Annotated in this window: 17 protein-coding genes; 8 read left to right on the forward strand and 9 right to left on the reverse strand. The window is 60.3% G+C overall.

Annotation, left to right across the window (positions count from 1 at the left end; genetic code table 11):
• Positions 1-46: 46 nt before the first annotated feature.
• Together serA and ACWNRM_RS03210 are read right to left on the reverse strand one after the other, a co-directional pair.
• A complete protein-coding gene (serA, locus tag ACWNRM_RS03205; RefSeq protein ID WP_485169462.1) occupies positions 47-1297 on the reverse strand; it encodes a phosphoglycerate dehydrogenase in 1251 nt (416 codons plus the stop codon).
• A 54-nt stretch (positions 1298-1351) separates the two neighbouring features.
• Positions 1352-2152, reverse strand: coding sequence for an inositol monophosphatase family protein (locus tag ACWNRM_RS03210; protein WP_485169463.1), 801 nt, complete (start codon positions 2150-2152; stop codon positions 1352-1354).
• A gap of 288 nt (positions 2153-2440) precedes the next feature.
• On the opposite strand from ACWNRM_RS03210, the gene ACWNRM_RS03215 reads away from it, so the two are divergent.
• From ACWNRM_RS03215 to smpB, 4 genes are all read left to right on the forward strand, one after another.
• The gene (locus tag ACWNRM_RS03215; protein WP_485169464.1) at positions 2441-3169 is read left to right on the forward strand and encodes a 3-deoxy-manno-octulosonate cytidylyltransferase; all 729 of its coding nucleotides are present in this window, start codon (positions 2441-2443) and stop codon (positions 3167-3169) included.
• Complete coding sequence (locus ACWNRM_RS03220) at positions 3166-4005, forward strand: prephenate dehydratase (RefSeq protein ID WP_485169465.1); 840 nt, start codon at positions 3166-3168, stop codon at positions 4003-4005. Before ACWNRM_RS03215 ends, ACWNRM_RS03220 begins: the two co-directional genes overlap by 4 nt.
• Positions 4006-4101: 96 nt before the next feature.
• Entirely contained in the window at positions 4102-4998 is an 897-nt protein-coding gene (gene dapA / locus ACWNRM_RS03225; protein WP_485169466.1) for a 4-hydroxy-tetrahydrodipicolinate synthase, read from the forward strand.
• The gene (gene smpB, locus ACWNRM_RS03230; RefSeq protein ID WP_062164382.1) at positions 4999-5493 is read left to right on the forward strand and encodes an SsrA-binding protein SmpB; all 495 of its coding nucleotides are present in this window, start codon (positions 4999-5001) and stop codon (positions 5491-5493) included. It abuts the gene before it with no gap.
• Positions 5494-5761: 268 nt separating this feature from the next.
• Here smpB and ACWNRM_RS03235 read toward each other — a convergent pair whose 3' ends face one another.
• A complete protein-coding gene (locus tag ACWNRM_RS03235; protein ID WP_485169467.1) occupies positions 5762-6439 on the reverse strand; it encodes a cold-shock protein in 678 nt (225 codons plus the stop codon).
• A 378-nt stretch (positions 6440-6817) separates the two neighbouring features.
• On the opposite strand from ACWNRM_RS03235, the gene ACWNRM_RS03240 reads away from it, so the two are divergent.
• Positions 6818-7771, forward strand: coding sequence for a lipid A deacylase LpxR family protein (locus tag ACWNRM_RS03240; RefSeq protein ID WP_485169513.1), 954 nt, complete (start codon positions 6818-6820; stop codon positions 7769-7771).
• A 132-nt stretch (positions 7772-7903) separates the two neighbouring features.
• Here ACWNRM_RS03240 and ACWNRM_RS03245 read toward each other — a convergent pair whose 3' ends face one another.
• Both ACWNRM_RS03245 and recG read right to left on the reverse strand, forming a co-directional pair.
• Positions 7904-9505: an EAL domain-containing protein gene (locus ACWNRM_RS03245; protein ID WP_485169468.1), complete on the reverse strand. Its 1602-nt coding sequence runs from the start codon at positions 9503-9505 to the stop codon at positions 7904-7906.
• 142 nt (positions 9506-9647) lie between these two features.
• Positions 9648-11750, reverse strand: a complete 2103-nt coding sequence (gene recG / locus ACWNRM_RS03250) for an ATP-dependent DNA helicase RecG (RefSeq protein ID WP_485169469.1) — start codon at positions 11748-11750, stop codon at positions 9648-9650.
• A 118-nt stretch (positions 11751-11868) separates the two neighbouring features.
• Between recG and mfd the strand changes: the two genes are divergently transcribed.
• Together mfd and ACWNRM_RS03260 are read left to right on the forward strand one after the other, a co-directional pair.
• The gene (gene mfd, locus ACWNRM_RS03255) at positions 11869-15324 is read left to right on the forward strand and encodes a transcription-repair coupling factor (protein WP_485169470.1); all 3456 of its coding nucleotides are present in this window, start codon (positions 11869-11871) and stop codon (positions 15322-15324) included.
• Positions 15325-15487: 163 nt separating this feature from the next.
• Positions 15488-16285, forward strand: coding sequence for an SDR family NAD(P)-dependent oxidoreductase (locus tag ACWNRM_RS03260; protein ID WP_485169471.1), 798 nt, complete (start codon positions 15488-15490; stop codon positions 16283-16285).
• Positions 16286-16539: 254 nt separating this feature from the next.
• On the opposite strand, the gene ACWNRM_RS03265 is transcribed toward ACWNRM_RS03260, so the two are convergent.
• Positions 16540-17451 (reverse strand): hypothetical protein, encoded by a 912-nt coding sequence (locus tag ACWNRM_RS03265; protein ID WP_485169472.1) that lies wholly within the window; start codon positions 17449-17451, stop codon positions 16540-16542.
• 109 nt (positions 17452-17560) lie between these two features.
• Here ACWNRM_RS03265 and ACWNRM_RS03270 point away from each other — a divergent pair, with 109 nt between their 5' ends.
• On the forward strand, positions 17561-18964 hold the full coding sequence (locus ACWNRM_RS03270; RefSeq protein WP_485169473.1) for a pyridoxal phosphate-dependent decarboxylase family protein: 1404 nt from the start codon (positions 17561-17563) through the stop codon (positions 18962-18964).
• 81 nt (positions 18965-19045) lie between these two features.
• Here the strand turns inward: ACWNRM_RS03270 and ACWNRM_RS03275 are convergent, their stop codons facing one another.
• The 3 genes from ACWNRM_RS03275 to ACWNRM_RS03285 all read right to left on the reverse strand — a co-directional run bounded on the left by ACWNRM_RS03275 (position 19046) and on the right by ACWNRM_RS03285 (position 22623).
• Positions 19046-20908 (reverse strand): cobaltochelatase CobT-related protein, encoded by a 1863-nt coding sequence (locus tag ACWNRM_RS03275; protein WP_485169474.1) that lies wholly within the window; start codon positions 20906-20908, stop codon positions 19046-19048.
• Positions 20909-20921: 13 nt separating this feature from the next.
• Positions 20922-21938 carry an AAA family ATPase gene (locus ACWNRM_RS03280; RefSeq protein ID WP_023977453.1) on the reverse strand — a complete coding sequence of 339 codons (1017 nt, stop codon included), beginning with the start codon at positions 21936-21938 and terminating at the stop codon, positions 20922-20924.
• A 97-nt stretch (positions 21939-22035) separates the two neighbouring features.
• Positions 22036-22623 (reverse strand): DnaJ domain-containing protein, encoded by a 588-nt coding sequence (locus ACWNRM_RS03285; RefSeq protein WP_485169475.1) that lies wholly within the window; start codon positions 22621-22623, stop codon positions 22036-22038.
• Between the last annotated feature and the right edge of the window lie 23 nt (positions 22624-22646).

Here is a 22646-nt window from a genome sequence, read left to right on the forward strand (position 1 = left end):
GTTCCTGATTATTATTAGTGCAGTGTTAATAATTCATCAAATTACTTTACCGCTGATAGATCAGACGCGCGCGCATCGTTCCTTTGAGCGCGCGGAGGCTGTTGAGCAGGCGGTTATCGAGTTCCGAGTCGGGGCTCGCATCGGTCTCGACCACAACATACCCGACCTCGCCATCGGTCTGTAGGTATTGCGCAACGATGTTGCAGTCTTCGCTGGAGAAGATCTCGTTGATCTGGCGCATGATACCGGGGCGGTTTTCATGCACATGCATGAAGCGGGTGCCACGCGGACGTTCGGGCAGCTGTACGGGCGGAAAATTGACAGCGCCCAGCGTCGAGCCGACATCGGAATATTCCACAAAGCGCTTGGCAACTTCCACGCCGATACGCTCCTGCGCTTCCATGGTCGAGCCACCGATATGCGGTGTGAGAATGACGTTGGGCAGTCCCTGGAGGGGGGAGGCAAAGCTCTCGCCTGCGCCTTTCGGCTCCTTGGGGAATACGTCCACACCGGCACCCATGAGGTGCCCGTCACGCAGTGCAGCAGCGAGGGCATCGATATCGACCACAGTGCCGCGTGCATTGTTGAGCAGGATGGAATTGGGCTTCATCGCGCGGATTTCGGCCTCGCCAATCATGTCCTTCGTCTGCTCCGTCTGCGGAACATGCAGGCTCACGATATCGGACTGAGCAAGAAGCTCTTTGAGCGTGGCAACCGGTGTGGCATTGCCATGCGGAAGCTTGTCCACTGTATCGTAATAGATCACGCGCAGGCCAAAAGCCTCGGCCAGCACTGAAAGCTGCGAGCCGATCGAGCCGTAGCCCACGATGCCGAGCGTCTTGCCGCGCACTTCCCACGCGTTCACAGCCGATTTGTCCCAGCCGCCTGCATGGCATTGCTCGGAGCGTGAGGGAATACGACGCAGCAGCATGACGATCTCGCCCATGACGAGTTCGGCCACAGAGCGCGTATTGCTGAAGGGAGCGTTGAAAACCGGAATACCTGCCATGCGTGCTGCGTTGAGATCGACCTGGTTGGTGCCAATGCAGAAGCAGCCGATTGCCATGAGCCGGTCGGCTGCCTCGATCACGGGGGCAGTGAGCTGTGTCCGTGAGCGGATGCCCACCATATGCACACCCTTGAGCGCTTCTGTCAGCGCCTCGCCCTCAAGCGCGGTCTTGAGGCACGTTACCTGCTTGTAGCCCTGCGCGGCGAGATGCTGGGCGGCACTTTCATGAATGCCTTCGAGCAGAAGGATGCGAATGCGGTCTTTGGGGAGAGAAAACGAGGCTTCCATGTCGGCTCCTGTCAGCAGCGCAAATCCGAAACGCGGTGCTAGCTCATACGTGGGTCAGGGGGAAGGGCGAAGGCTCGCGATGGCCTCGGGCAGGAGCGCCCTGTCACCACAGGCCAGAACCGTGCCATCGCTCTCAAGCGTAAGGGGAGCGCCTTGCCAATCCGTGACAATGCCGCCCGCACCATTTACGACAGGCACCAGAGCGGCCCAATCCCACGGCTTCATGGTACATTCAGCAATCAGGTCAATCTGCCCGAGTGCCAGCAGACCATAGCCATAGGCATCGCCACCCCAGCTTGTGCGACGTGCGGCTTTCTTGAGCTGTGCGAAACGCTGGTCAAAAGGGGCGATGAGCATATCGGGCGAGGTGCAGGACAGCTCGGCGGCGCCGAGCGTCGGGCAGTGCCGAGTGCCCGCAACGCCGGGAAGCGTGACGGATTCAAAGACGGTTTTACGTCCGGCAACCCCAACCCAGCGCTCACGGGTGAAGGGCTGATCAATCATGCCGAGCACAGGCGTACCCTTGTGGAACAGGGCAATGAGTGTCGCAAAACTCGGCCTGCCGGTGATGAAGGCGCGTGTGCCATCTATGGGGTCCAGTACCCATATGTAATCTCCCTCATCACCGGAGAAACCATATTCCTCGCCCAGAATGGCATGGTCGGGATGGGCCTGCCTGATGAGGTCGCGCATGGCAGATTCTGCCTCGCGATCGGCGCGTGTGACGGGGGATTCATCGCTCTTGTCATCCACGTCCAGACCAGCGCGGAAATGGGGTGTGACCGCCCGACCCGCACGATCGGCACAGAGCCGTGCTGTTTGCAGGCAGGCATCGAGATCGGGCGGAAGCGTCATGGCGGTAACTCACAATCCGTAAATCAGCCCCGAGCGGGCAGCGCAGCGTCGAACAATCTGAAGGCATATCCGGCAGTGCGGCCACGATCGCAAGGGCACATGAGGGCTGAACGACAGTATCGGACCGAAAAACAGAATTTTCAGCCATGATGGCGATGAATCGGTACGGGCTGACGCAATGAAAACGCGCAGCCTGCAAGGAAAGATTGACGCGTCATGGGGGGTGCGGCATGTCTGGCGTCGCGCTGCGGCCCTTCACAAGACAAGCGGAAAGCCTGCCTCATTCCCATGAATCCCATCATCGTCATTCCATCGCGTCTTGCCTCGACGCGCTTGCCAAACAAGCCGCTGGCAGAGATCGACGGCAAGCCCATGATTCTACAGGTGGCGTTACGGGCGCTCGCATCAGGCCTTGGCCCTGTGCTTGTTGCCTCTGGCGATCAGGCCATTCTCGATGCCCTGTCTGGCCATGATGTGGCAGGCGTCCTGACCGATCCGGCCCTGCCCAGCGGATCTGACCGCGTTCATGCTGCCCTGCAAAGCCATGATCCGGAGGGGCGTCATGATGTGGTGATCAATCTGCAGGGTGATCTGCCTCTGATTGCGCCGCACAGTCTGTCCGCCGCCTTGCGCCCAGTGGCTGAAGGTTTCGATATTGGTACGCTGGTTGCACCGGTGGAGACAGAGGAAGAGGCTCAACGGGCCTCCGTCGTCAAGGCTGCCTGCGCTTTCGCGTCGGGTGCAAGCGTAGCGCGTGCGCTTTATTTCTCCCGGCAGCCGATCCCCTGGGGTGACGGCCCGCTCTGGCATCATGTCGGGGTCTATGCCTGGCGACGTGAGGCGCTGGCGCGGTTTGTGGCGCTGGCGCCTTCGCCTCTCGAGCGTCGTGAGTCGCTTGAGCAATTGCGTGCGCTTGAAGCAGGTATGAGCATTGGCTGCGCTTCTATTGCCGAGGCACCGCTTGGCGTCGATACGCCCGAGGATCTTGTGCGCGTACGTCAGGTGCTTGCAGCATGACCCACATAATTGCTTTTCAGGGGCGTCCCGGCGCTTATTCCGATCTAGCCTGCCGCACGGCGCGACCAGGCTGGAAAACCTTGCCATGCTCCAGTTTTCAGGCGGCGATCGATGCTGTGCGCGAGGGACGGGCAACGCTTGGCATGCTGGCTTGCGAGAATTCGCTCGCGGGCCGTGTTCCTGAAATTCATGCCCTTCTGCCGGAAGCCGGTCTGCCGATCATTGGCGAGCATTTCCAGCGTGTGGAACACTGTCTGATTGCCTTGCCCGGTACCAGGATCGAGGAAGTCAGGCGGGTTCATACCCACCCTGTGGCACTCGGGCAGATCAGGAACCTGATCCAGGAACTCGGTGTCGAGGCCTGCTCGGCCTTCGACACGGCGGGGGCGGCCGAGATGGTCGTCAAATGGCAGTCCCGCGAGGACGCGGCCATTGCGTCATCACTGGCCGCCGAACTTAACGGCCTTGAGGTATTGCGGGCCAATGTCGAGGATGCCGCTCATAACACGACGCGGTTCTATCTGGTGGCGCGACAGGCTGCCTGGCCTTCGCCGCAGGATGAGCGCGTGATTACGACGCTTGTGTTCCGTGTGCTCAACCGGGCTGGGGCGCTTTACGAGGCTCTGGGTGGTTTTGCTGCAAACGGCGTCAACATGACGCGTCTCGAAAGCTATATGAGCCCCGGCACGCTGACTGCGACAGGCTTTCTGCTGGACGTGGAAGGGCATCCCGAGCAGGCGGCGCTAGGCAGGGCTCTGGCGGTATTGCGAGGATGCAGCGAGAAAATTGCCATACTCGGCGTTTATCCCGCGAGTCCCTCCCGTTATCCGGAGTAGCGCGCAGGGGCAGGGCTTCCACGCGATATCCATTTGACAGGGGCGGCAGGAGTTCTATTTAGCAGCAGGTTCTAAAAACGGGGCAGGTGAACAGGCATGGCACGGAACAAGGATTTCAAAGGGTCTCTGACCGCGCTGCTGACCCCGTTTCGTGAAGATGGCACGGCTGATCTCGCGGCTCTCGGTCGCTTTATCGACTGGCAGATCGATGAAGGGACGGCGGGACTTATCCCCGCCGGCACAACGGGCGAGAGCCCGACCCTGACACATGATGAACACGCGCTTGTCGTCGCCCATACCGTCAAGGTTTCAGGGGGGCGTGTACCAGTCATGGCCGGCGCGGGGTCGAACAGCACACACGAGGCCATCGGCATGGCACGTCACGCCAAGGCGGTCGGCGCGGACGCGCTGCTTGTGGTCGCACCCTATTACAACAAGCCGACCCAGGAAGGCCTGTACCAGCATTTCATGCTCGTTGCCGATGCGACCGATCTGCCGCTCTATGTCTATAATGTGCCTGGTCGCTCCGTGGTTGAAGTTCTGCCGGAAACGATGGCGCGCCTTGCGCAGCACCCGAATATCGTCGGGACCAAGGATGCAACGGCCAATTTGTCCCGCCCGCTTCAGCTTCGTGCCTTGCTTGGCGATGCGCCATTTACCCAGCTGACGGGCGACGACGGCACAACGGTCTCGTTCCTTGCTGCGGGCGGGACGGGTTGCATCAGCGTCACAGCCAACATTGCGCCGAAGCTTTGTGCCGCGATGCACGAGGCATGGCAGGCAGGTGACGTGACGAAGGCGATGCAGATCCAGCAACGTCTGACGCCGCTCCACGACGCGATGTTCTGCGAGAGCAATCCCGGACCGGTCAAATACGCTGCGTCACGTCTGGGGCTATGCACCCCGACCGTGCGTCTGCCCCTATGTGAACCCAGCGCGGCTTCCTGCGCTGTGATCGACGAGGCGTTGAAAAAAACCGGCCTGTCAGGATAAATTGTGGCTGAAAAAAAGAAATCCGGTCTGATCTCGCACGGTATTGCCGCGCAGAACAGAAAAGGCCGGTTCAATTATACAATCCTCGAAACCGTCGAGGCTGGCCTCGTCCTTAAGGGGCCGGAGGTGAAGAGTCTTCGTATGGGTCGCGCAGCGATCAACGAAGCCTATGCTGGCGAGCGGGACGGCGAGATCTGGCTGTTCAATTCCTATATCCCTGAATATCAGGGCGGAGTGCTCTCCCGCTTTGACACACGCGCGCCGCGTAAGCTGCTCTTGCACAAGAAGCAGGTTGCCCACTTGCTTGGCGCCGTCTCGCGGGCGGGGGCTTCGCTCGTTCCGCTGGACGTACACTTCAATGCGCGTGGTCGTGCCAAGCTGACACTTGGCCTTGGTCAGGGGCGCAAGAAAGAGGACAAGCGCCACGCTATTGCCGAGCGAGACTGGCAGCGTGACAAGGCCCGCTTGCTACGCAGCAAGGGTAAAGATTACTGATAAGCGCCTCGGCAGGAGATAATCCTGCCGCAAGCTGAGTCCGGGTGCCCCCACCGTTTGTCCTGCAATAAAGGCTTTTCCGGTGCCGATGCGCTTCTTCGCCAGAAAGTGCGGGTAGCGAAGTCTGGATAATTACAGACGATTACTGCTCACCATGTGATATGATTGTGCCGCAGGGAAGCAGTCCCATAGCCTGGAATGGGCTATGCTCGACCAAGTACAAAAAAACCCGGCGCGAGGCCGGGTTTTTTCTGGATCAGATGATCGCTCAGGCGATGTTGATGTCAGCTGCTTCCGGACCCTTTTGGCCCTGCACAACCTTCACATCGACTGCCTGGCCTTCGTTGAGGCCGGAAAGCCCCGAACGCTCAAGAGCCGAGGCGTGGATAAAGATATCCTTGCCACCGTTTTCCGGCGTGATGAAGCCAAAGCCCTTCGTGGCGTTATACCACTTCACGATGCCGCGCAGGTCTTGTGCGTGCGACAGGTCAGGCGCCGGACGGGCTGGACGACCGCCACCACCAAAAGCCGGGCGCGGGCCAGCCGGGTTGAAAGCAGCGCGGGGACGCGGTGCTTCGGCCGTGCTGGTGTCGACGGTGAGAACCTCAGCGACCTGACGGCCCTTGGGGCCCTGGCCAATGCGGACGTTCAGCGTCGTGCCGGGGTTTACGCTGGTATGGCCAGCGGTGGAGAGGGCGTTTGCGTGAAGGAAAACGTCGCCTGATCCATCAGCGAGCTCGACAAAGCCGAAACCCTTTTCGCTGTTGAACCACTTGACGCTGGCGCCCACTTCCGGGCCTGACGCCAGAACCTGTGGGCCGCCCGAAGGGGGACGACGGCTTTGCATCCCACCGCGGTCGCCGAAGGAGGAGGGTGCCATAAAATCGTCGTCGAATCCGCCGCGGCGCGGGGAACGTGGGCTGCGGTCGGTACGGTTGCTTCTCAACGGTCTAATCCCGAGATCTGTACGGTGATCCATCATACTGAGAATCACCAGTGGAGTAAGTCGAAACGGTGTGCACGAGCCTGCCGGCTGGTACGGAACGGGCAATGTCCACAAGGGGTTTCATCAAGACCCTAGCACGGTTTTTTCGGGTTATGCCACCAGAAAACGTGACCTGATTACCACGATCTTCTTCATATCGCGTTTTTATGAGAGGATAGTCCTGGTGTTCCGGGTGGTCACTGTTTCCTGTTACGTGAAATCGGCTATGGTGGGCGCCTGTTATTTCGGAAGGGGATGGATTTGCGCAGTTCGAAGTCGCGCTGGCAGGGTGCCAGAAAGGTCAGGGCCGGATCGCTTTCGGTTCTCGGTCTCGCTGTGATGGGTGCGACGGCTCACGCCACGCCCAAACAGGACCCTTATGGTACCTGGACGCTCCAGGGCGAGAATGACGCAGTATCGACCCTCAAGGGAACTTCCGACCAGTATTACACCTCTGGCCTGCGTTTCAACTGGACGTCGGGCACAGATAATCTGCCCAAGCCGTTTGCGGATGTGAATCGCTTTCTGCTGGGTAACGGCATGCAGCGCGTAAGCCTTGGCGTGCAGCAGCTTATTTATACCCCACGAGATACCCAGACAGCACAGCCGGCCTCGGGTGATCGTCCCTACTCCAGTCTGCTGCTCGGAACAGTCAATTTCATCAATGACACCGATCTTTCACGCAGCGTAGCCGGTATCCAGTTCGGTGTCATGGGACCAGCCGGGCTTGGGCGTCAGTTGCAGAATGGCTTCCACGGGGCCATTGGCGATACCAAAAATCGCGGTTGGCGTACGCAGTTGCAGAATCAGCCGGTCTTCCAGATCCAGGCGGGTCGTATCTGGCGGCTGCCCGTGGTCAATCTCTACGGAATCAGCGCCGATGTGCTGCCAGCCATTTCCGGCGCTGCCGGCGATTATCGTACCTATGCCGATGCCGCAGGAACCTTCCGTATAGGGCAGGGTCTAGACAGCGATTTCGGGAATGCGACGATTGGGCCGGGCCTTGACGGCACAGACGCTTTTGTTGCGACACGTCCGGTCGCCTGGTATCTCTATGGTGGTGTGGAAGGTCAGGCGGTAGCCTATGACTCAACGCTCCAGGGGAACACGCTGCGCGATAATTCGCCTCATGTCAGCAAGACCTGGGATGTAGGTATGATTCATGCTGGCGTTGCCGTGATGTGGCATGGCGTACGCCTGTCATACAGTCAGAACTGGCAGACCGCGCAGTTCAAGACGGCCAAGGCTGGCCTGTTCAATTATGGTTCGCTCAAGCTTTCGGTCAAGTTCTGACATTAAGGGCTTTGAAATGACCCGGTGCTTCCGGGTCGTCACGGCCTGACAAAAAAAGGGCCCGTGTCAGTTTGCTGCTGATACGGGCCTTCTTATTGTTTGGTGAAGCGATATGTCAGCAGCCCCGACCGATCAGAGGTAGTCGGGAGTAGGGATTCCGAGCAGATACCCCTGAACTTCTTCACAGCCATAGGAGTCGAGGAAGGCCATCTGACGCTCGGTCTCTACACCCTTGGCACAACAGGAAATGCCGAGTCGGCGCGCCATTTGGATGGTCTGGCCCATCACCTCATTCACGCGGCGATCATCGTTGAGACGCAGCATGAAAGAACGATCGAACTTGATCTGGTCTACGGGAAAATTCGCCAGTCTTTCCAGCGAGGAATACCCCGCGCCAAAATCATCGAGTGCAACGTGCACGCCAAGGGCGCGGAGTCGGGAGAGTTCCTGATAGGCAATATCACGCGGTCCGAAAGAACGTTTCTCCGAAAGTTCGATCTGGAGGCGCTCCGGGGCGAGGCCTGTTTCTTGCAGAACCGACTCTACCAGCCCTGAGAGCAGGCGCCGTGCGAGCCATGTCGGAGAAATGTTCACGCATACTCTTAGAGGGTGACGCCAGGTTGCGGCGGCTTCACAGGCTTTTTGAAGGCTCCATTGATCGATCTTTTCGATCATCCCGCCATTCTCGGCACATTGTATGAAGATATCTGGCGGAATCGGCCCTACACCGGGGCGTTCCCATCGTAGCAAAGCCTCCAGTGCCACGACGGTCTGGCTCCCGGAAGCGATAATGGGCATCCAGTTAAGGGAGAGTTCATCGCTGTCGACGGCCCTGATCAGATCGCGCTCAAGTCCTGATGAACCGAGCAGCGCTGCCGTACCGGATGGGGTGGCGCGCCTTTCATGGGCACCGCCATTTTTGCGGATGTCGTTCACCGCAGCATCAACAGCATGGAGGAGCGAAGCCGATGTCTCGCCATCCTGCGGAAACAAGGCCCAGCCTATCGAGAATGATGGGTTAATTTCACCACGATCGATCCGGATGATAGGCGAAAGGGCCTCGCGAATGCTGGCGATCAAGGTCCGTGAGGTCACAACGGACAGACCGGGCGGGGAGACAACCAGTATATTTCCACCGCCTGCATAGGCGAGGTAGGCGTGACCCGGAAGGATGGCCTTGATGCGCGTGATGCTCTCATCAATCACCCGGTTCGATGTTTCCCAGCCATAGCGCAAATTGAGCGTGTTAAGGTGATCAAGATCGATCCCGATCACCGAGAAACTGGCTTTGCGGCTTTCGCCTGACGTCGCCTCGACGAGTCTTGCGATATGGGCCGCACACAGGCCACGATCCGGCAGATCACGCCTGCGGGTCTGCAAGGTTTGATTGTTCAGAATCGTTCTCGCGCATACTGCGAGATAGGGCGCGAGTTCACGAAGTTCCGTCTCTGGTGTCGAGAGCGGAACATGAGCCATCAGGGTCAGGTCGCCATCAAGGGCTATGCCCATATCGAAGCAGGAGGCTTTTCTTTTCAGGTATAGCGCGTCAGTGGCGTTGGAAATGGCTTCAAGGCATTCGGATGTGATGTCGGCCGCGATGGCACCATCGCTGGCGATTTCTATGAGGTCTCCCGATCTGTCAAATCCACATATGCAGATGGATGAGGCGCCCAACAGCCTACGCGCGATTTCAAGTATCGCGAGATGGGGTTCGGGCTGATGGATCGGTGACATATCGCCTCTCTTTGACGGGATGACCTCGGTTATGGAATACGACGACGAATTGAGCAAGTCTGGTCTTGATCAGTAGTGGTGGCACATCAGTCAATATGTCAAAAGATTGAGCAAGTATTTCTGGGGGCGGCGGCTAATCTGTTTACCCTGCTCGATTTATCCTGTTTGGATCGTGGCGATCAAATAGAAGGAACAAGAACATAAAAATTGATTCAACTTCATTCTTGGCCGAAAAATTGTCCGTAATCAAACGCGTTTCATGGTGTGCCTCGCTCAGTAGTGATTCTGCATCGACACCTTCTGTAAGACGGAATGACGGCAGGCCTGACTGTCTGACTCCTGTCAGGTCGCCACCACCGCGTAACTTGAAATCACGTTCGGCGATGATAAAGCCATCCTCCGTCTCGCGTAGCAGGGCAAGGCGTTCCTTACCGGTGGCACCGGTCGCGCCATCATCATAGATCAGCAGGCAGAACGATGATGCCGCACCACGTCCGACGCGGCCGCGCAGCTGGTGCAGCTGGGCAAGCCCGAACCGCTCGGCGTGCTCAATCACCATGACAGAGGCATTGGGGATATCGACACCCACTTCGATGACCGTCGTTGCCACGAGCAATCGCGTCTCACCCAGCCGGAAACGGTCGAGCTCGGACTGTCTTTGAGCGATTTCCTGCCTGCCATGAGCCAGTCCAACCGGTGCGGTCAGGCGCTGCGAAAGATCGGCCCAACGTGCTTCGGCTGCGGCCACGTCGAGCACCTCACTTTCTTCAACCAGCGGGCAGACCCAGAAAACCTGCGCCCCTCGTTCGACAATGCGCCTGATCCCACCAATGACCTCATCAAGCGTTGAGAGGGGATGCAGCGATGTCTGGATGGGTTTGCGTCCGGGCGGTTTCTGATCCAGCCGGCTCACGCTGAGATCCCCCCATTGAGTGAGAAGCAGCGTGCGCGGGATGGGGGTCGCCGTCATGACCAGAATATCGGTGCAGTCGCCCTTTCCACCCAGCATGGCGCGCTGCTGCACACCAAAGCGATGTTGCTCATCGATGACGGCAAGACCCAGATCGTGAAACACCACGGCCTCCTGAAACAGGGCATGGGTGCCAATGACGAGTCGTGCCGTGCCGTCGGCGATAGCCCTGAGCGCAATAGAGCGCGCCTTGCCCTTTACGCTGCCGGACAGATAGACGCAGGTCACACCAGACAGACGCGACAAGGTCTCATAATGCTGGCTGGCCAGAATCTCGGTCGGGGCCATGAGGGCGGCTTGCGCCCCGGCCTCGACGGCACGGAGCATGGCCATCAGCGCCACGAGCGTCTTGCCCGCGCCAACGTCGCCTTGCAGCAGGCGCATCATGGGCACAGGTGCGGTCATATCTGCGTCGATCTCGGCCAGAGCCCGTGTCTGCGCGCCGGTCATGACATGGCCGAACCGGGCCAGAGCAGCCTCGCGAAGGGTGCCGTCGCCTGTCAGGGCGCGACCGGGCAGAATGCGTGCCTCCTGACGCGCGAGCGCGAAAGAAAGCTGATCGGCCAGACATTCATCGAATGCCAGCCGTTCGCGCGCCATCAGGGCCAGACGCGACCAGTGCCGGTCGGGCTCGGCTCTTGGCCGGTGGAGGGTTTCGAGCGCCGCGCAAAAGGGGGGCCAGTCATGGCGCGCCAGTACCGCTGGCGGAATCCACTCCGGTAAGATGGGCAGGAGATCGAGCGCCTTGTGCATGGCGCGACGCATGACGGAGGGAAACAGGCCGGCGGTCAGCGGCCAGACCGGGTCGATGGCGGGGATGGTGTCATGGCGCAGCCAGTTCACCATGTAATCCGGGTGCAGCATGGTGAGCGACAGACCGTACCGCTCGAGCTTGCCCGAAACCGCGAGTTCGTCACCCGGTGCGACGGAGCGGACGAACGCCTTATGAAAGAACAGAATCTCCACCTCATCAGTGTCATCGGTTGCACGGATGCGAAAGGGCTGGCGGGCACGACTGGGCTGGACGATGTCGAGCACGCGCAGCTTTGCAGTCAGCGTGGCGCCAGGCATCAGCTGCTCTCTGGCCTCACGCAGGGTCATGATCGTGCGTCGGTCGACGTAGCTGCTGGGCAGGGTGAAAAGAAGGTCCATGACCCTGTTGCCACCGGCAACCTTGCGCAGCAGCCCGTCATAGCGGGGGCCAATGCCGGGCAGGGTGGCGAGGGGCGCCAGAAGCGGGGTGATCGGCGATAGCTCTGGAGACATGACCTTCATGGAACATGGGCTGACATCGGGAGTTTCACAGGCTATAGGATAGAACCGTCATGGAACAAAACGAAACCATCGCCTGGCAGCACGCCTGCATTGTGGCGCGCGTGCTTTGGATTTCTGTATGACCGATACCCCCGACCGGCCGACCCTCTACGGCGTGCCGGAGGCCTATACGGCCTTTCTCCTGCGTCGCCGCCTGAGCGAGCATGACGGCCCGCTCATCCATGTGGCGCGTGACGATGCCGCTGTCGCCGCGCTGGCGGATATGCTGGCCTATGTCGAGCCCGGCGTGAGCGTGTTGCGCTTTCCCGCCTGGGATTGCCTTCCCTATGATCGTGTCTCGCCCAATCCGGCCCTGACAGCGGAGCGCGCCGCAACGCTGACGCGTTTGCTGGAACCGGCAGGGGCGACGCGACGCATCGTGCTGACCACGGTTCATGCCCTTGTTCAGCGCGTACCGCCACGCGATGCATTCCGGAACCAGGCCATTTCCGTGAAGAAGGGCGAGGCCCTCGATCAGGCCATGTTGATCGATCTGCTGGTCGCGAGCGGCTACACGCGCACCGATACGGTGATGGAGGCCGGTGAGTTTGCCACACGCGGGGGCATTTTCGACCTGTTCCCTGCCGGCGAGAGCGAGCCGATCCGCCTCGATCTGTTTGGCGATGAGGTCGATCACATCAGGCGCTTTGATGTGTCGAGCCAGCGCTCGACCGACACGCTGGACGCTTTCAACCTTCGTCCCGTCTCCGAATACGCGTTGAGCCCTGAGGCCATAAGCCGCTTCCGCTCCGCCTGGCGCGATCTTTTCGGGCCATCCTCAGCTTCGGATGTGCTGTACGAAAACGTCTCGGAAGGACGGCGTTTTCCGGGGCTCGAACACTACATCCCGCTTTTCCATGAGCATATGGACACGCTGGTCGATTATCTGCCCGATGCCTCGATCAGCATGGACCATCAGGTGCCGGATATTCTCTCAGCCCGTCTGGAAATGATTGCCGATCATTTCGAGGCCAGAAAGGCTCCCGCGCGCGAGGGAGAGGCCATCTATCGCGCATTGCCCTCGCACCTGCTTTATCTCAATCGCGCGGGCTGGGATGCCATGCTGGCCCGTGTGCCGAGCATTGCCCTTAATCCTTTTGCCAAGCCCGATACGGTTCAGGGTTTGGATGCCGGGGGCAGGCCGGGGCCCATTTTCGTCCGTGGCAAGGATGGCACACGCGAAGGGGCTTTCGATGCCCTGCGTACTCAGCTTGAGGCGTGGGAGAAGGCCGGACGGCGCTGTTATGTGACGGCATGGACCAAGGGCTCACGCGAGCGCATTGCCTCGCTGCTGAAGGAGCACAAGTTTATCACCGAGTCCCACGATAGCTGGGCTTCGGCAGCAGGAATCTCGCCGGGAACGGTCGGGCTCATTGTGCTTGGGCTCGAACGCGGTTTCGTGGCGGACCGCATGGCGTTCATCTCCGAGCAGGATCTGCTGGGTGAGCGGATCGCCCGTCCGCCCCGTCGCAAGCGTCGGGCCGAGCAGTTCATTACCGAGGCGTCCGAAATTGCCGAAGGTGATCTGGTTGTCCATGCCGATTATGGCATCGGGCGCTATGAGGGGCTGGAAACGGTCAGTGATGGCGTGGCGCCCCATGATTGCTTGCGTCTGCTCTATGACGGGGCGCAAAAGCTCTTTCTGCCGGTCGAGAATATCGAGCTTCTGAGCCGCTTTGGCTCGGAGCAGGGCGGTGTGGCGCTGGACAAGCTGGGCGGTCAGGCCTGGCAAGCCCGCAAGGCCAAGATGAAGGAGCGCATTCGCGACATGGCGGGCGAGCTGATACGCACCGCCGCGGGTCGCGCCATGAAGGAAGCGCCGTCGCTTATACCTGCCGAAGGGATGTGGGACGAGTTCTGTGCCCGCTTCCCTTTTGTCGAGACAGAGGACCAGTCACGCGCCATTGCCGATGTGCTTGAGGATCTGACCTCCGGGCGCCCCATGGACCGTCTGGTCTGCGGAGATGTCGGCTTTGGCAAGACGGAGGTTGCCCTGCGTGCGGCCTTCGTGGCGGCGCTGTCGGGTGTGCAGGTGGCCGTGGTCGTGCCCACCACGCTGCTCGCACGACAGCATTTCCGCAGTTTCTCGACCCGGTTCGAGGGCTTTCCTGTCCGTATTGCCCAGCTGTCCCGCCTCGTGACAGCCAAGGAGGCTGCCGAGACGCGACGTGCGCTGGAAGAAGGGCAGGTCGATATCGTGGTCGGCACGCATGCGCTGATCGCCAAATCAGTCAATTTCGCCAATCTGGGCCTGCTGATCATCGATGAGGAGCAGCATTTTGGCGTGGCGCACAAGGAGCGCCTCAAGTCCATGCGCGAGGATGTGCATGTGCTCACCCTTTCTGCCACGCCCTTGCCGCGCACCTTGCAGCTTTCGCTGACTGGCGTGCGCGAGATGAGTCTCATTGCCACGCCGCCAACGGACCGGCTTGCCGTACGGACCTTCATCACCCCGTTTGACAGTGTGATGATTCGCGAGGCGATCCAGCGCGAGCGTTTTCGTGGTGGACAGATTTTCTGCGTCGTGCCGCGTATCGAGGATATGGACCGCATGGCGGACCGCCTGCGCGACATCGTGCCCGATGCAAAAACCGTTCAGGCGCATGGGCGTCTGACCCCGGCAGAACTCGAGCGCGTCATGACGGAATTTTCTGACGGGCGCTACGATATCCTGCTCTCTACCAATATTGTGGAGAGTGGTCTGGACATGCCTGCGGTCAATACGCTGATCATCCATCGCGCCGACATGTTCGGCCTGGGCCAGCTCTACCAGCTTCGCGGGCGCGTGGGGCGCGGCAAGCAGCGAGGTTATGCCTATCTCACCTGGCCGCAGAGCCATCGTCTTTCTCCGGCATCCGAAAAGCGTCTTGAAATCATGCAGACGCTCGATACGCTGGGGGCGGGCTTTACCCTGGCGTCACATGATCTGGATCTGCGCGGCGCGGGGAATCTGCTGGGTGATGAGCAGTCGGGTCATATCAAGGAGGTCGGGATCGAGCTTTACCAGCAGATGCTGGAAGATGCCGTCACCACCATGCGCCTGCAGAAGGACCAGAAGCGCGCTGAGGACAAGGACTGGACGCCCAACATCATTCTGGGTCTGCCCGTGCTTATTCCCGAAACCTATGTGCGCGACCTTCCTGTGCGGCTTGGTCTCTATCGCCGTATTGCCGGGCTGGAAGGTGAGGCGGAGCTTGACGCAATGCGCGCCGAGCTGGTCGATCGTTTTGGTTCGCTGCCGCAGGAAGTGGAGAACCTGCTTGATGTGGTTGTCATCAAGCGTCTGTGCAGTGCGGCTGGCGTGGATCGGCTTGAGGCCGGCCCCAAGGGCATGGTCATCCAGTTCCGTAACCGGAAGTTCCGCAACCCTATGGGTCTGCTGAAATGGGTAGAGCGACACAAGGATCAGGGCGTGAAGCTACGTCCCGACCAGAAGCTTGCCGTCGTGCGCGAAATGACCAACGCGCAGAGAATCACCATGGCCCGCAAGGTAATGGGGGCGTTGAAGAAGCTGGCTGACAAGGCTGACGCCTGAGTCGTGCTTCGAGGTAAGAGCCGAGGGGAATGTTGGTTTTTGGGGGGAGGGCTCGAGTATTCCCCCTTTGTCTCACCCCGAGACCGGGGGATAATGAGCGGGGTGGAGGCAACTTAATTTGCTTTGGTTTGTTCGATTTGTATCGAATGAATGGAGACATATCATGCTTGCACTCGATCTTTCGGGAAAAAAGGCGCTGGTGACCGGTTCGACCAGCGGTATCGGCCTCGCGATTGCAAAGCGTCTGGCGGAAGCCGGAGCCCATGTGATCGTGAATGGTCGTGGCGAAACACGCACAACTGCGGCCATGGAGGCGATCCGTCGGGAGGTCAGCGATGCCTCTATGAGCGGATTTGCGGGTGACGTAGCGCAGCCTGAAATTATCGCCCAGTTGATTGCAGCGCATCCTGAAGTCGATGTGCTGGTCAACAATCTGGGTATTTTCGAGGAAGTCCCATTTGCCGAGATCAGCGATGCGGAGTGGCAGCGGTTTTTCGACATCAATGTCATGAGCGGGGTACGGCTCTCCCGTGCGTATCTTCCAAAAATGGTCGAGCGAAAGGATGGCCGGATTGTCTTTATCTCGAGTGAGTCGGGCCTCAATATCCCGGCAGAGATGATCCATTACGGGTTCAGCAAGGCGGCCCAGATTGCGATTGCCCGTGGCCTTGCCGAAAGCGTGGCCGGGACCGGCGTGACAATCAACAGTGTGCTGCCGGGCCCCACCCGTACCGAGGGTGTGATGAGCATGATCGACAAGGCTGCCGAAAAATCGGGGCGGACGGCGCAGGAAGTCGAAGCGTCTTTTCTGAAGGAAAACCGGCCGACCACGTTGATCAATCGCCTGGCCGATCCGCAAGAGGTCGCAAATATGGTGGCCTATATCTGCTCGCCGCTTGCCTCAGCAACGTCGGGTGCGGCGCTGCGTGTTGAAGGTGGCCTGCTGCGTCACCCCGGCTGATTGCTTTTCCCTTTGTGTTCGGGGAGGCGGGAAAGCCAGTTCTGGCCGGGTCATGACCCTGGACGGCCTCCCCGGCGGCAAGGCTGAGCATCGCTTGGAGGTGCTGCCCCTCAAAACCTTGCGGCCTGGCGTTCCTCCCCGAGAGCAGTCGTGACAGAAAGCCGCCCGCGGGCGCAAGCAAGATCAGATGGATTATTCTGCCCTACAGGTTGATCCTTCAAGAGACGCTTTCCTGACGGGGCAGAAATCGCGCTTCAGTTCACAGGAATGGGGATCGAGTTGACCTTGAGCACGCCACCGCCCAGCGTCAGGTCCCACAGAACCTGATTGCCATCGCGATGGCCCATGAACTGGGCCACAGCGAGCGCGGTTGATACGCCACCTGGCAGGACGGGGCGGATGGTCGCCAGCAGATCGCTCAGGTCGGTGATGGCGACATGCAGTTCGCCTGCACTTGTGGCCGTAGTCCGACCGGGGGTGATCCAGCCATGACCGTCGAGACGACCTTTCGCCCACAAGGCCTGGAGGGAGGAGATCGTGATCCTCCCTTCGGGTGATTTTGTGCTGTCGAGTATCTGCTCAGGAATGGTCAGGGTCGTGCTCAGCTTGCCGGGGAGGGCGGAGCCCCCAGGCGCACTGACACCGGAGGCTGCAAAGTTGATATCCACACTTCCCGGTGTCTGGCCTGACCGCAAGGTGACATTCACCCGATCAGCCGTGTAGCGGTTCTTGCCATCAGATAATGCGATGCCCGTCCAGACGAGTTCGGCTACGGCCCCCTGATGCAGGGCGTCGCGCAAGCTCTTGAGGGCAGGCCTGCCATCGACGCCACGGCACCCGGCGGGAGATCCGTTATGGACCAGTTTGAGCAGACCAAACGAGATCAGGGCATTGGCATCACGCAGGTTGGGCAGGGTCAGATGGCCTTGGCGGTCCTGCGCCATCACCTGACCGACCCCCAGTGTGGCGCCACCACCAGAAAGTGCGGCGCTGTAGCCAGACATTGTGAGGCTCGCCGCGCCCATTGCGCGCGATGCGGCCTGCGAGGCCATGCAGGATGCCGGGATGGCATCAGCATGCGCGTGACGGGCGGCCCCTCCCAGAGCGAGGAGGGCAAGAAGGGAGGCTGCGGCTTGTTTCATGGGGGCGAGGATGGGGCTGTTCATGCCCTCTTACAACCCGAATTTTGCGGCAGGAGTTGGGCGCAGGCTCGTAGCCCGCTAGAAGAGATCACCTGCCTGACAGGCGCAATGCAAACACGGATGAGGAATGGCGATGAGTGGACTGGACCCGCAGGACTGGACCGGGCTGCGTGCCCTTGCCCATCGTATGCTCGATGATGTCTTTGATCGGGCCGAGCAAATGGGGGAGGGGCCTGTCTGGCAGCCTATGCCAGCCGCACTGCGGGCCGGATTCCGGGCCGAATTGCCGCGCGAGGGGCAGGAGGCGCAGGCCCTTTATGACCGTTTCCTGAGTGAGATCCGCCCTTATTCAAATGGCAATCCGCATCCCGGTTTCATGGGATGGGTTCAGGGTGCGGGCACGCCAATCGGTATTCTTGCCGAGATGCTGGCTGCCAGCCTGAACGATAATTGCGGCGGTCGCGATCATGCTGCCATCGAAGTGGAGCGTCAGGTGATACGCTGGGCCGCCGAGATGGTGGGTATGCCGACCGCTTCGTCCGGTTGTCTCGTGACAGGGTCGTCGCTCGCGAACTTCATCGGAATCATCACCGCCAGCCGCGCTGCAATGCCGGGGCTACGTCAGACCGGGGTATCGGGCGCAAAGCTCGTTGGTTATGCCGCCGAAACCGCTCATGGCTGTGTAAGCCGCGCTTTCGACATGGCGGGGCTGGGTAGTGACGCCCTGCGCCTCATCCCGGTTGATGAGCTGTACCGCATGGATGACGTGGCTCTGTCACGACGCATCGCCGAGGATCGTGCAGCAGGGTATCAACCGTTCATCATCATCGGCACGGCGGGCAGTGTGGATTGCGGCGCGGTCGATCCGTTGGAGGCCCTTGCCGATATTGCCGCAAAAGAAAAATGCTGGTTTCACGTCGATGGTGCCTTCGGGGCGTTTGCCCGACTCTCCCCTGAGCACGCCATCATGCTTGATGGCATCGAAAGAGCCGACAGCCTTGCCCTCGATTTCCATAAATGGGGCCAGGTTCCTTACGATGCAGGGTGTATTCTGGTGCGGGATCCTGCCTTGCATGCGCAGGCATTCGCCCAGTCACTGAGCTATCTCACCCGGGCGGATCGCGGGCTCGCGGGTAATGCCCCCTGGCCCTGCGATTTCGGGCCGGATCTGTCACGCGGGTTTCGGGCACTCAAGGTGTGGATGACGATCGCCCATTATGGTGCCGACCGCCTGGGGGAAATGGTGGAGGAATGTTGCGCCGTCGCCCGTTATCTGGCTGAGGCCGTGGAGGCAGATGACCACTTTTTGCTTATGGCCCCGGTAGCCCTGAACATCGTTTGCTTTACAGTGGGTGGTCTCGATGATGAGGCGATCGATACGCTGGTGAAAGACCTGCACGAGAGCGGCGTGGCTGCGCCCTCGACAACGCGTATCGGCGAGCAGCTTGTCATACGCGCGGCAATCGTCAACCATCGCACAACACGTGGCACGATCGACGCAATGCTTTCCAAAATTCTTGAGTTGGCAGAGCGATAACCGCGGATATGAGGTATTGGACCCGCTATCTGAAGTGAGGCCGCCCATGGAGGGCGGTCCACGCCGGAACGGATGATCGGGTTATCGCGCCACGAACAGGTCAGAAAGCTGCTTGATCATGGTTCCGCCAAGCTCTTCCGCATTGGTGAGCGTAACCGAGTTACGGTAATAGCGGGTCACGTCATGCCCGATCCCGATGGCGAGAAGCTCCGTCTCGGGTGAGGCTTCGATACGCGCAATGACCGAGCGCAGATGGTCTTCCAGATAAGAGCTTGGATTGGTCGAGAACGTGCTGTCATCAACAGGCGCACCATCTGAAATCACCATCAGGATACGCCTGTGCTCAGGGCGGCGGCGCAGGCGCTTCCATGCCCAGAGCAACGCCTCGCCATCGATATTCTCCTTGAGTAACCCTTCGCGTAGCATCAACCCGAGATTGTTGCGGGCCCGGCGCAAGGGCGTGTCGGCATCCTTGTAGATGATGTGGCGCAGGTCATTCAGGCGACCCGGATCTGGTGGACGACCCGCTGCCACCCAGCGCTCTCGGCTCTGACCGCCTTTCCACGCACGCGTAGTAAAGCCAAGAACTTCCGTCTTGACACCACAGCGTTCGAGCGTACGGGCGAGAATGTCACCACACATGGCGGCAACCGAGATCGGACGACCACGCATCGACCCGGAATTATCGATCAGCAAGGTAACAACCGTGTCGCGAAACTCCGCCTGACGTTCCGTCTTGTAGGACAGCGACAGGGTCGGATTGGCCACGACGCGCGCCAGACGTGCCGCGTCCAGTATGCCTTCTTCCTGATCGAACGCCCAGGAACGCTGCTGCTGCGCCATCAGCTTGCGCTGCAATCGATGTGCCAGTCGCGACACGACGCCTTGCAGGCTGCTGAGGTGCTGGTCCAGCTGTTGCCTCAGCCGGGCCAGCTCATCCGGGTCGCACAGATCGGCAGCATCGGCTTCCTCGTCGAAAGCGTTGGTAAAGACCTTGTAGGCCGGGGGCGCTGCGCTGGCTTCGGCTTCCTTGCCATTTTCGTCTTCCAGAGTACCGGCAGGCTGTTCTGCGCCTTCGTCCTGCAGCTCCGAGTCACTGGCATCACGGCTGTCGGGCTGCTCGGTCGGCTCCGGCTGGAAGCCGTGCGTCTCGCTGTCATCCTGATCCTGCGGCGAAGGATCATCCTCGGGCTGATCGGATTCGGTCTGACTGTCATCATCCTGATCCGGGTCATCTGCCTGACTTTGATCGTCCGGCTCGGGCTCCTCGGTCAGGTCGAATGCCTTGAAAAGCCCGGAGCAGGCTTCGGCAAAGCGCTGCTGGTCCATCTGCGTCGAGGCAAGGCCCGAGAGCGCACGTTTGGCTTCGGGCGAGAGCGTTTCGCGCCATGCCTTGAGCGCCGGACCGGCCTGCGAGGGAGAGGGCAGTCCTGAGAGGGCTTCGCGCACAAGAAGGGGCAGGGCGACATTGGCAGGCATATCGTCGCGCGCGCTCATGCGGGCGTAGCCGTTCTCGCTGCAATCGAGGGCCAGTTTCTGGTTCAGATTGGCTCGTACGCCCGCCATGTGACGCGAGCCATAGACCTCGCAACGCACCTGCTCCAGCGCGTCGTACAAGGGGCGGGTCTCGGCGCTGTCCGCCTGCTGCGGCAGGGGGGACAGTTCTGAATTGTGGTGCTTCAGTCGCAAGGCAGCTGCGTCGGCAGCGCCACGGACGCGGGTCATTTCCTGAGGCGTGAGCGCCCGGGAGACATAGGGAAGCTGGACGCCCGTACCCGGTTTGGCACTGGCCGACGCCGCAAAGCTGATTTCGGTCTCGGGCTCGCCTGACATTGCCCGCAGCGCAGCGCTCGTGGCGCGGCGGAAGGCGTCCGTGCGCTCACTGCCCGGCAGGGCAAGGTCTGTCTGGTTCCTGTCCGGTGCCTTGGCTCTGGAGGTGGCCATGCGCTTGCCCCCGTCAGGCGTTCAGCGGCGACTGGTTGAAGCAGCGCTGATAGTATTCCGCGACAATGCCGCGCTCGGCCTCATCGCATTTATTGAGGAAGGTCAGGCGGAATGCAAAGGCCAGGTCACCAAAGATACGCTCGTTCTCAGCCCAGGTGATGACAGCACGGGGTGACATGACTGTAGAGATATCGCCCGCCATGAAACCGGCGCGGGTCAGGTTCGCGAGGGCGACCATGCTTTCGAGGCGCGTTGTAATGGCGGGCTCGTTACCAAGTCCCAGTTTGGCCCGCACGATTCCCACTTCCTGCTCTAGCGGCAGGTAGTTGAGCGATGCGACGATGTTCCAGCGATCCATCTGTCCCTGATTGATCTGCTGCGTGCCATGATACAACCCGGTCGTGTCGCCCAGACCCACCGTGTTCGCCGTGGCAAAGAGCCGGAAACCGGCATGGGGACGTATCACGCGATTCTGGTCCAGCAGGGTCAGGTGGCCTTCGGCTTCAAGCACACGCTGGATGACGAACATGACGTCCGGACGACCGGCATCGTACTCGTCGAAAATCAGGGCGACCGGGTGCTGCAGACACCACGGCAGGAGTCCCTCGCGAAACTCGGTGATCTGCTTGCCATCACGCAGAACGATGGCGTCCTTGCCGATCAGGTCGATGCGCGAGATATGGCTGTCGAGATTGATGCGGACTGTGGGCCAATTCAGCCGTGCCGCAATCTGCTCGATATGGGAAGATTTGCCCGTACCATGGAAGCCCTGCACCATGACGCGGCGGTTATTGGCAAAGCCCGCCAGAATGGCCCGGGTCGTGTCGCAGTCGAACTGGTAGCTCGGATCGATATCGGGCACATGCTCGGTCCGGATCGAGAAAGCTGGCACTTCCATGTCACATTCGATCTTGAACACGTCACGCGCTGAGACGATCCGATCCGGCGCGCCAAGAACATGAGTCGGCACCGCGTTCTGTTCGGCAGTGACAACCGTTTCCGGTGCATCGATGGAGGCGAGATCGCTCATGGTTTCAATCCGTCTTTCACTCAGTCATGTCAGGTTTCGGCCAAGGATATGGTCATGTTTCCTCTCAAGGCCAGAGGGAAACGCGCAATAATCGGGCCTACAGGCTGATGAGATGAGCGCGAATCGTGCTATAGGCCACGCTCACCGTCTTGAATCTGTCCTCTGCTGCGGGGTCTCCGGCATTGGCATCAGGATGATGCTTGCGAGCCAGTTCCTTGTAACGTGTCTTGAGAGCCTCGATCGTCACGGGCCAGTCCAGCGCCAGCGCGCGCAGATGATCGCGCAGGGGCGGGGGCGCGGCCTCACGGGCGGCATTGTGTCGCTGGCGGGCGGCCTGAGCACGCCGCGCGCGTGTGGAGGAAAGAATATCCAGCGGGTCGAGAACCTCTTCCTCATCGAAATTCTGTCCACCACGTGTGCCCAGTTTCCATGAGGGGCGCTGCCATGAGACGTCGGCTCGAAGCTGCGCCTCGATCTGGCCCGGTGTCATGCCTTTATAGAAGTCCCAGCGCGCATTGTACTGACGGACGTGCTCGAGGCAGAACCAGAAATATTGCCTGAGTTGCGTACGGTCCTTGGGCGCACGATATCCCGCATGCTCGGTGCAGCCGGGCATGTCACAATAACGTTCGGGCGCGTCGGGGTCCGGGTCGAAGGCCCTGTGTCGTGTGGATTTGCGCTGCATGATCGGGTTTATGTGCGTTGTAA

Source organism: Asaia sp. A2, from assembly GCF_057319415.1.

What these genes read in the sequence shown, in the direction of transcription:
- serA (WP_485169462.1), bottom strand. Translation starts at nt 1,297, where the DNA reads ATGGAAGCCTCGTTTTCTCTCCCCAAAGACCGCATTCGCATCCTTCTG.
- ACWNRM_RS03210 (WP_485169463.1), bottom strand. Translation starts at nt 2,152, where the DNA reads ATGACGCTTCCGCCCGATCTCGATGCCTGCCTGCAAACAGCACGGCTC.
- ACWNRM_RS03215 (WP_485169464.1), top strand. Translation starts at nt 2,441, where the DNA reads ATGAATCCCATCATCGTCATTCCATCGCGTCTTGCCTCGACGCGCTTG.
- ACWNRM_RS03220 (WP_485169465.1), top strand. Translation starts at nt 3,166, where the DNA reads ATGACCCACATAATTGCTTTTCAGGGGCGTCCCGGCGCTTATTCCGAT.
- dapA (WP_485169466.1), top strand. Translation starts at nt 4,102, where the DNA reads ATGGCACGGAACAAGGATTTCAAAGGGTCTCTGACCGCGCTGCTGACC.
- ACWNRM_RS03240 (WP_485169513.1), top strand. Translation starts at nt 6,818, where the DNA reads ATGGGTGCGACGGCTCACGCCACGCCCAAACAGGACCCTTATGGTACC.
- ACWNRM_RS03245 (WP_485169468.1), bottom strand. Translation starts at nt 9,505, where the DNA reads ATGTCACCGATCCATCAGCCCGAACCCCATCTCGCGATACTTGAAATC.
- recG (WP_485169469.1), bottom strand. Translation starts at nt 11,750, where the DNA reads ATGAAGGTCATGTCTCCAGAGCTATCGCCGATCACCCCGCTTCTGGCG.
- mfd (WP_485169470.1), top strand. Translation starts at nt 11,869, where the DNA reads ATGACCGATACCCCCGACCGGCCGACCCTCTACGGCGTGCCGGAGGCC.
- ACWNRM_RS03260 (WP_485169471.1), top strand. Translation starts at nt 15,488, where the DNA reads ATGCTTGCACTCGATCTTTCGGGAAAAAAGGCGCTGGTGACCGGTTCG.
- ACWNRM_RS03265 (WP_485169472.1), bottom strand. Translation starts at nt 17,451, where the DNA reads ATGAACAGCCCCATCCTCGCCCCCATGAAACAAGCCGCAGCCTCCCTT.
- ACWNRM_RS03270 (WP_485169473.1), top strand. Translation starts at nt 17,561, where the DNA reads ATGAGTGGACTGGACCCGCAGGACTGGACCGGGCTGCGTGCCCTTGCC.
- ACWNRM_RS03275 (WP_485169474.1), bottom strand. Translation starts at nt 20,908, where the DNA reads ATGGCCACCTCCAGAGCCAAGGCACCGGACAGGAACCAGACAGACCTT.
- ACWNRM_RS03280 (WP_023977453.1), bottom strand. Translation starts at nt 21,938, where the DNA reads ATGAGCGATCTCGCCTCCATCGATGCACCGGAAACGGTTGTCACTGCC.
- ACWNRM_RS03285 (WP_485169475.1), bottom strand. Translation starts at nt 22,623, where the DNA reads ATGCAGCGCAAATCCACACGACACAGGGCCTTCGACCCGGACCCCGAC.